The sequence below is a fragment of the Psychromonas sp. genome (genome assembly GCF_041586535.1).
Taxonomy (GTDB): domain Bacteria; phylum Pseudomonadota; class Gammaproteobacteria; order Enterobacterales; family Psychromonadaceae; genus Psychromonas.
Window position 1 is genome coordinate 1 of the sequence record NZ_JBFGZY010000167.1, and the last position, 8,314, is coordinate 8,314.

Annotated in this window: 8 protein-coding genes; 5 read left to right on the top strand and 3 right to left on the bottom strand. The window is 45.6% G+C overall.

Features of this window, described 5'->3' with window-relative positions:
• Positions 1-556, top strand: a 556-nt coding sequence (locus tag ABZA00_RS15370; RefSeq protein WP_372883036.1) for a sodium-dependent bicarbonate transport family permease, incomplete at its 5' end; no start/stop codon positions are given.
• Between the two features lie 108 nt (positions 557-664).
• Here the strand turns inward: ABZA00_RS15370 and ABZA00_RS15375 are convergent.
• The 3 genes from ABZA00_RS15375 to ABZA00_RS15385 form a co-directional block, all read right to left on the bottom strand.
• Positions 665-961: an EF-hand domain-containing protein gene (locus ABZA00_RS15375; protein WP_372883037.1), complete on the bottom strand. Its 297-nt coding sequence runs from the start codon at positions 959-961 to the stop codon at positions 665-667.
• Positions 962-1,367: 406 nt separating this feature from the next.
• Entirely contained in the window at positions 1,368-2,036 is a 669-nt protein-coding gene (locus tag ABZA00_RS15380; RefSeq protein ID WP_372883038.1) for a response regulator, read from the bottom strand.
• 15 nt (positions 2,037-2,051) lie between these two features.
• On the bottom strand, positions 2,052-3,500 hold the full coding sequence (locus ABZA00_RS15385; RefSeq protein ID WP_372883039.1) for an ATP-binding protein: 1,449 nt from the start codon (positions 3,498-3,500) through the stop codon (positions 2,052-2,054).
• 581 nt (positions 3,501-4,081) lie between these two features.
• Between ABZA00_RS15385 and ABZA00_RS15390 the strand changes: the two genes are divergently transcribed.
• The 4 genes from ABZA00_RS15390 to ABZA00_RS15405 all read left to right on the top strand — a co-directional run bounded on the left by ABZA00_RS15390 (position 4,082) and on the right by ABZA00_RS15405 (position 8,229).
• On the top strand, positions 4,082-4,513 hold the full coding sequence (locus tag ABZA00_RS15390) for a CAP domain-containing protein (RefSeq protein WP_372883040.1): 432 nt from the start codon (positions 4,082-4,084) through the stop codon (positions 4,511-4,513).
• A gap of 245 nt (positions 4,514-4,758) precedes the next feature.
• On the top strand, positions 4,759-5,574 hold the full coding sequence (locus tag ABZA00_RS15395) for a DUF1338 domain-containing protein (protein ID WP_372883041.1): 816 nt from the start codon (positions 4,759-4,761) through the stop codon (positions 5,572-5,574).
• Positions 5,567-6,661, top strand: coding sequence for a saccharopine dehydrogenase C-terminal domain-containing protein (locus ABZA00_RS15400; protein ID WP_372883042.1), 1,095 nt, complete (start codon positions 5,567-5,569; stop codon positions 6,659-6,661). Before ABZA00_RS15395 ends, ABZA00_RS15400 begins: the two co-directional genes overlap by 8 nt.
• 14 nt (positions 6,662-6,675) lie before the next feature.
• Positions 6,676-8,229, top strand: coding sequence for an aldehyde dehydrogenase family protein (locus ABZA00_RS15405; RefSeq protein ID WP_372883043.1), 1,554 nt, complete (start codon positions 6,676-6,678; stop codon positions 8,227-8,229).
• Positions 8,230-8,314 lie beyond the last annotated feature (85 nt).

Genomic DNA, 8,314 nt, shown 5'->3' on the forward strand with positions numbered 1-8,314 from the left:
CAATCTATATTCTATTTTTGGGTTTATTGTTACCCTTAATCGCCTTCCCGATTCTTTATTACATCGGTTTATTAAAACGACAGGATGCACCTCTATTGCGGCACACTATGGTTCAGTGAGCGTTGGCACTTATGCCGTCGCAGTGGCTTTTCTTGAAGCAAAAAATATTGCTGACGAAGCTTATATTCCACTGTTTGTTGTGCTGCTGGAAATGTCGGCTATTGAGTTAGCGCCTCGGGGGCACAACAGCGGACACTGGACACAAGTGGGCAGTGTCACATGTCAATTTGAAAATCATGTCAGAGCGCTTGCCGGCTTAACATTAGGCAGTGTAAAACAGCTTGCTAGCGTTGCTATGATTAATTTAATCGGCACAGAAAAACCGCCATTTGAGTCCCTTTCGGCGTGCTCAAAACTATATTGGTACAATAAATCAGTTAAACCGCAACGCAAACTTGGTCATGTCAATTTTGTAGCTGAAAACAGTGTCACGCTTGTACAGCAAATGGATAGCTTTAAGCAGGCTATTACCGGTAATGAAGCGGTTAAAAGCTAAATTTCAGAAAAAGGCAATTAAAACAGGTTTAAGAAACTGAAAAACCTTTACAGATCCTAATACAGTATATTGGCTATGCACACAGGATATACGCATAGCCAATTTTTTTTACTGACGCTGCTGCGGACGAGGCGGCTTGTGAGAGGCAAACTCCTCTTCGCTGATAACACCATCATCGTTGCTGTCTATTTCTGAGAAAATCGTCTCAGGATCACCCTGAGGCAAGTCTTGTGCGGAGAACTCCTCAACACTTATTTCACTGTTACCATCGCTGTCTATTGATGAAAAGCTTGGCGGTGGTGGTGGCATATCACCATTTCCACGTTCATTACCTGATGCGCAAACCTGGCTTGAAATCGCCAGACCAAGAATCATCGCCAATATTGCGTTAGAACGAATATCCATTATTTTTTCCTGTAGTTATAAAAGTAATTGTTTATAGATTAACAATAAAAATCGCAAATAATGTGTAAACAATGAGGAAAATAATGAAAGATTAAACTGCACCCAGGCTGCTCGAAAATGCTTTACCAGGCACGAGCTCGGAGACCAGATCAAGGCGCAACATGAGAACCTTTCGTGAGATTAACTTCGTTAATCCACTATCGGTAGGTGTAAATACAAGCACTTAGCACCTTAAATGGTTATTTCCTTTTCGATTGTTGCCCGCAGAGCTGGCTTTCGAGCCTGCGCCCCGCATGTTATAAAATCTCTCTGTAGAATAACTATACTTCAATTTTATGCCTGGCATCTCGGCACCATTTGCCTTGTTGACTTTGCATCTTAAAGTATCATGGGTATATATGACGCTCTATGGTAAAAGCAGGCGGTAACCCGCACCGTAAACGGACTGGATAAAATCAATCCCCTGACTGATAGCGGCTAATTTTTTCCGTAATTTTTTAATATGACTGTCAATCGTTCTGTTATTGACAATACGCTGATCAGAATACATATTATCCATCAGTTGCGCGCGCGTGAAGATACGCCCCGGCTTGTCGGCCAAGGGTTTTAACAATTGAAATTCGACCGAGGTCAGTGAGGCCTCCTGACCTTGATAACTCACTATAAAACGGTGCTCATCAAGCACCAGCCCTGTCTCGCAGCCCTCCGGGGAGGGGGTTCTTCTTAAAACCGCTTTGACTCTGGCGACCACTTCTCTGGGACTAAAGGGCTTGCAGATATAGTCATCGGCACCGAGCTCCAGCCCTAACAGGCGGTCTATTTCATCCACTCTGGCTGTCACCATCAGTATCGGAATATTGGAAAATTGGCGAATCTCCCGGCACAGCGTTATACCATCTTTCCCCGGCAGCATAATATCTAATAAAATGGCCTTAGGCTGATGCTCCTTCACCCAGGCAATCACTTCATCTCCGTGGTGGATTTGATGCGGCTGATACTCTGTGAGGTTAAAATAGTCGCTTAATAAATTAGCAAGCTTTATTTCATCTTCGACGATCAATATGGAATTTGACATTTTATTTTCTCTTTTTTATTCGCTCAGCGGCAGTGTTATGATAATCGCCAATCCGCCTAAGTCAGATTGCTGCGCTGTAATTTCCCCCTGATGCGCGGCAACAATATGCGCGCAGATAGACAAGCCTATTCCTGCGCCACCCGTTTTTCGGTTGCGAGAGTTGTCAACGCGGTACAGATGTTCAAACAGGTGGGGAAAATGCTGTTCACCAACCCCCTCGCCATCATCTTCAATTTTTAACACTGCCAGGGAGGCAAAGGTGGTATCTCTGCCCAGAGTGATTCTAACAACGTTTGCCTGCGCATATTTAATACTGTTATTAATAATATTTTCAAACAGCTGGTATAACCTGGTGCGATCTGCAAAAACCGTTAGCGATGGCGCCTCTATACCAACTTCTAGTGCTATCCCCGCGTCGGCAAGGTAACTGCTGTATTTATCTTTTTCCGCGTTAAGCAGTGCAACCAGATCTTCTTGTTTTTTGCGATAATGCATCCCTCCGATATCCGCACTGGTTAGCTGGTGCAGGTCATCAATCAGATTTTGCAGGTGTTTAACTTCCTCGTTCACGGAGGCGATATTTTTTTTGTTAAGCGGCCTGACATCATCGAGCATCGCCTCTAATTCACCGCGTAAAATAGTCACTGGTGTGCGCAGTTCATGGGATATATTGGCTAACCAGCGCTTTCGGGCACTGTCATTTCCGTTCAGTGTTAAAGCCAGTTCATTAAAATCCCGACTTAACTCCTGCAGTTCATCCTGCCGGTGCAGATCTATATTTTGCCGGTAGTCACCCTGGGTTAACTTATGCATGCCCCGTGCAATCTGCTTAATAGGTTCAACTAAATGTCGGGCAAGTGGCTGCGTGACTAGAGCCGCTAACGATATGGCGGCCAATGCAATGATCCAGAAATAACTCTGCTGCTGCTCGATAAAGTCTAATTCATAACCCTGAGTAAGTTCATTGCGTTTGGAAACGGCTAAAAAACCAACCGTTATTTTATCTACCGTAATCGCGTTTATACTGTATTCAAAATCGTCACTGTAGCGTCCGGCAATAAGGGTGTTATCCGTATCAAGTAAGGCATAGTTTGCCGGGCGACCGGGCGGTGCATGCAATAATTCCGCATCTTCTGAGGTAAATATCTCTGAGCGGTTGTTTACGGGGGGCGGTGGTGGAGAGGGCGGCCGGGTGTGCGGGGGAATAAATACTGTGTCTTTAAGTGTTGCAAATATCAGCTCGTCAAATTTTCTGCTCTGTCCCTGTATTGTCAACCAGTTGTTGTCTTTCTGGTACACCTGCGCAAGCTCAGTAACTAAAGGTTTTAAGCTTTCAACCTCTTTGCTGTTCACGTATTCAACCATGCCCTTGCCGATGCTCCACTGCAGCAGAAAAACCAATCCCGTCACCAGCAGCAAGTTCAAGCTGAACAGCATTAAAAAGAGTTTGCTCTGAATTTTCATTAACCTAAATCTCACTGTAAAAGGGTAGCAGCGAATCAATTTTTGCAGCTTTAACCAAAAAGTTTATTAACCAATTTAAATCTCAGCAAGAATAACATCCGCATCCATTTACAGGCTGGGCGCACTGGAATTACAAGGAAAAGCTTAGTTTTATAAATCCCCTCAATTCAGGATAAGCAAATCGATACAACACGGTTATGTTCGCGTATTTCTGCGTTAAATCATCTCCCAATAGCCAGCTATTGCTTCGATGATTTGCCTTGAACTCCACAAAACTAACAGCACTGTATAATACAAAACTTTAATGCGTTGATATTAAAGAAAATTACGATTCCATTATCCATAACTGAGGTTAAATAGAGATAATACGTTAACCAGAGTAATTAAAACAGATGGTTAATGCGATATTTGCAGCACTCGCTAGCATGCTCCGTGGCGCAGGGGTCAAGTAGCACTAACACTGCTGATTAGATAGTGCTCCCATTTTTGAGTTTAATAGTCTTTGTACTTGCATTGTTACTGTGCTTTTCATTATATTTGCTGTTTGTTTTTTATACAGTTGAAACGAGTGTTGAGTGGTTATGCGTTTATTGATTATACCAACTTTCGCAGTGGCTGCGGCAGGGCTATTACTGACTGCCTGTACGCAAGGGATTGGCTATCCTGTTGAGAATGCCCCGATCACAGTTTCTTCTCAGCCTGCAGCAGGGCAACTAACAGAGTCTGTAACGGCATCCAAGGCCTCCCCCAATATTGAATATGATCCATCACCAACATTTGAGCAGGAGATGTTGTCTGAGGTTAATAGGATTCGGGCACGAGGGACGCACTGTGGAGGCAAGAAAATGCCGCCTGTTGCACCGTTAACCTGGAATAATAAATTACAACAGGCAGCCTTTGTCCATGCGAATAATATGGCAAAAAAAGATTTTTTTGATCATCGCGGTTTAGACGGTAACGGTTCTGGCCAGCGGATTAGTGACGCAGGTTATCAAGCCCGGGCCATTGTTTAAATATGATGAGTGCTGATTTTACAGAAATGGCTGCCGCCCAGGTAAGCAATAGTTCGGCATATTACGGTAGTTATTGGACGCAGGTTTTCGCATCACCCTATTAACCCAAAATTATAAAAAGTGATTACTGATTTTAACCCCGATGTTGGACATGACGAACCGCGTGAAGTGGATAATAGCGTTATGTTCGCCTATCTTATTAGGTAGAAATGACTGCTAAAGGCACTGCAATATCGGGGTGAACTATGACCGCACTTAATGCTTTTTTTGATCGGCTTTGGCAACAATACAGCGCTATCAGCCCGCAGGCGCAGGCTATTCACCGCTTGTTTGAAAGTGAAGGTGAAGTCCTGATCAATGACCATATTGCTTTTCGTACCCTGGCGAATTGTGATATTTCCATCAAACACTTAGAAAAAGAAATATTTGCTCTGGGCTACCGGCATCTGGATTCTTACCATTTTGTCGAGAAAAAGCTGGATGCCTGTTGTTATGTGCATCCCGAATCACCGACCAAAATATTTATCAGTGAACTGCTTTGGCAGGAGCTCTCCGGGCGGGCGCAAAGCATAATTGAAAATATTATTAATCAGCTTAAATCAGCACCGCTTGCCCACGGAAAGTCGCGTTTAAGCTGCGGGCGGTTATGGGCTTTGCCGAGCTATGCCGATTATCTTAGTTTACTCGATGAGTCTGAATATGCTGCCTGGCTTTCGGTCTGGGGGATAAGGGCAAACCACTTTACTCTTTTTGTTAACCACTTTCGCAAATATCAACAGCTTTCTCAGGTAGTGGAACTGCTACAAAAAAACGGCTACAAACTCAATGCGGCAGGCGGCCTGATAAAAGGAACAGAGGGTGATTTGCTGATTCAGGCGGCTACCATGGCTGACAAGCAATTTGTTGATTTTAAAGATGCCGGACGGCAGCAGATTAGCAGCTGCTACTATGAATTTGCGCAGCGTTTTAAACAAAAAGATGGTCAGCTGTTTCAGGGGTTTGTCCCCGACAGTGCCGATAAGATTTTCGAGTCGACTAACAGTGGAGAGTCCCGTGACTAAACGTATTGTGGTATTCGGCCTTGGCCGTATTGGCGGAACAATCGCGCAGATCCTCAGTGAGCATCAAAATTATGAGGTCACCGGCGGAGATAGCGATCCGCAAACCGTGGCGCGTTACGCCTCTATGTTTACCACCCGGCTTATTAAGGATAATGATTTTTCTTCTCTATTAGCCAATCAGGATGCGGTGTTATCCGCACTCAGTTTTCGTGATAACCCCGGGGTTGCTCAAGCGGCTTTGGACAACGGCTGCAGTTATTTTGATCTGACCGAAGATGTTCGCTCGACAGAGGTGATCAAGAAGATAGCCCGGCACGCAGTGAAAGGGCAAGTGTTTGTGCCGCAGTGCGGTGTCGCCCCGGGGTTTATTAATATTCTGGGTTACAGTTTCCGTAAGTATTTTGATCAGCTGGACACCTTAAAGCTAAGGGTCGGTGCACTGCCGGCCTTTCCCTGCAATCAGATGATGTATAATCTGACCTGGAGTACGCAGGGGCTGATAAACGAGTATGCGAATCCCTGCCAGGCGATAAAAAATTACAAGCATACCCTGCTTGAGCCGCTTGAGGGCCACGAACTATTTTCTGTTTCCGGGATGCAGTTTGAAGCATTCAATACCTCCGGCGGGCTTGCCAATCTTTGCCACTCGCTCGACGGCCACTTGCGCGAGATGACCTACAAAACGATCCGTTATCCGGGGCATTGTCAACTGATGCGCTTTCTTTTTCGGGATCTGCGCTTAGGGGAAGAGGGTAAGCAACGTAAGATGTTAATGGAGATATTAGAAAATGCAGTGGCCACCACCCGCCAGGATTTAGTGCTTGTTTCCGTGGTTGCAACAGGTTACGTCGGTCACCGACTGCAGCAGCGCAGCCGCACCTTTTTGCTGCACCATAGCGACTCCTTGAGTGCGATTCAGATCGCCACCGCCAGTGCCGCCGTGACCACTCTGGATTTGATGATGCATGACAAAAAACCAAAACAGGGGTTTGTCGAACAGGAAACGCTGGATGCGCAATCTTTTTTAAATAATGAGTTTGCCAAACCCTATCGTGATGCGGAGTTAAGCAGCGGCACTACCATCTAACAGAGGTTATCACTATGCATACTAAAGCGATAAAAGCAGCCCTTGACCAATTTTATGATAAACACCAGCAATATGGCTGCGCTTATATCGGAGAGACGCGGCTTGAAAATAAACAGCAGGTAAAGGTAATTTGTCCGAATGATGGTAAGCCATTTGCGTCAATTGAACTTGCTGATAAAGCACAGATAGGTTCAGTTGTGGATAGTGCCTACCAGAGCTTTTTAGCGTGGCGGGAGTTACCAGCGCCGAAAAGAGGAGAGCTGGTACGTTTATTTGCGCAGCAGCTGAGAAAATTCAAAAAAAAACTGGCCTGGATAATCACCCTGGAAGCGGGGAAACCTTTTCAGGAAAGTTTGGGTGAGGTGCAGGAGCTGATTGATATGTGTGATCTTGCAGTCGGTTTGTCCAGGCAACTGCATGGTTTAACCATCGCAACAGAAAGAAAAGAGCATCGCATGATGGAACAGTGGCACCCTATTGGACCTGTCTTAGTGATCACTGCCTTTAATTTCCCCGTGGCGGTATGGGGCTGGAATGCGACTCTCGCTCTGATTTGTGGCAACAGCTTGATCTGGAAACCTTCAAGCCAGTGTCCTTTGAGTGCGTTAGCCTGTCATCAGCTATTACTTTCCGCGATGAAAGAGTTTGGTGGAAATACGGACATAAGCAGTATTGTTTTCGGTGAAAAAGCGCAGGTAGAGGCGCTTATTGATAATCAAAAGATTGCCCTGGTTTCTGCCACCGGCTCCTGCGCAATGGGGCGGGCAGTGGGACCGAGGGTCGCGGCAAGAATGGGGCGCTCATTATTGGAATTAGGCGGCAATAATGCCATGATCGTCTGCCCAAGTGCGAATTTAGCACTGGCAATACGTGCGATTACCTTTTCCGCCTTAGGTACCAGTGGCCAGCGCTGCACTACGCTGAGACGACTGATTGTGCATCAGAGCATAAAAGAACAGATTGTCTCTCAACTTAAAAATGTTTATGCATCAGTGAAAATTGGCGATCCCTTTGATGATAATAACCTGATGGGACCGGTGATCAATCAGCGGGCAATAGATATGATGCAGGCAAGTATCAAGACGGCGGTCGAGCAGGGCGGTAAACTGCTTACCGGTGGCAAAACAATAAAAACTAATCAGGGAGGCGGTTTTTACATTACTCCTGCCATTGTGGAAATTGATGCACAGGCCGAGATCGTACAGCAGGAAACGTTTGCTCCGCTGTTATATATACAGACTTACTCTTCATTAGAGGAGGCGATAACATTACACAACAGTGTCAGGCAGGGATTATCTTCCGCTATTTTTACCCAAGATCTTTGCGAAGCCGAGGTTTTTTTAAGCGCCAGAGGCTCTGATTGCGGTATTGCCAACGTTAATATCGGCACCTCCGGCGCGGAAATTGGTGGTGCTTTTGGTGGGGAAAAAGATACCGGTGGCGGCCGGGAAAGCGGCTCCGATGCCTGGAAAAATTACATGCGCAGGGTGACCAATACCATCAACTACGGAGAGGAATTACCCCTGGCGCAGGGCATTCAATTTGACTTGCCAGCAGCAGAAAAATAATACATTTTTTGAAAGTGTCGGCAGAGCGCTGCAAACGTTTTTTTACAATAGGCTGCAGCTGATTCCATCTGCAGCCGGCATGTTA

Coding starts and splice junctions, on each gene's coding strand:
- ABZA00_RS15375 (WP_372883037.1), bottom strand. CDS start 961: ATGGATATTCGTTCTAACGCAATATTGGCGATGATTCTTGGTCTGGCG.
- ABZA00_RS15380 (WP_372883038.1), bottom strand. CDS start 2,036: ATGTCAAATTCCATATTGATCGTCGAAGATGAAATAAAGCTTGCTAAT.
- ABZA00_RS15385 (WP_372883039.1), bottom strand. CDS start 3,500: ATGAAAATTCAGAGCAAACTCTTTTTAATGCTGTTCAGCTTGAACTTG.
- ABZA00_RS15390 (WP_372883040.1), top strand. CDS start 4,082: ATGCGTTTATTGATTATACCAACTTTCGCAGTGGCTGCGGCAGGGCTA.
- ABZA00_RS15395 (WP_372883041.1), top strand. CDS start 4,759: ATGACCGCACTTAATGCTTTTTTTGATCGGCTTTGGCAACAATACAGC.
- ABZA00_RS15405 (WP_372883043.1), top strand. CDS start 6,676: ATGCATACTAAAGCGATAAAAGCAGCCCTTGACCAATTTTATGATAAA.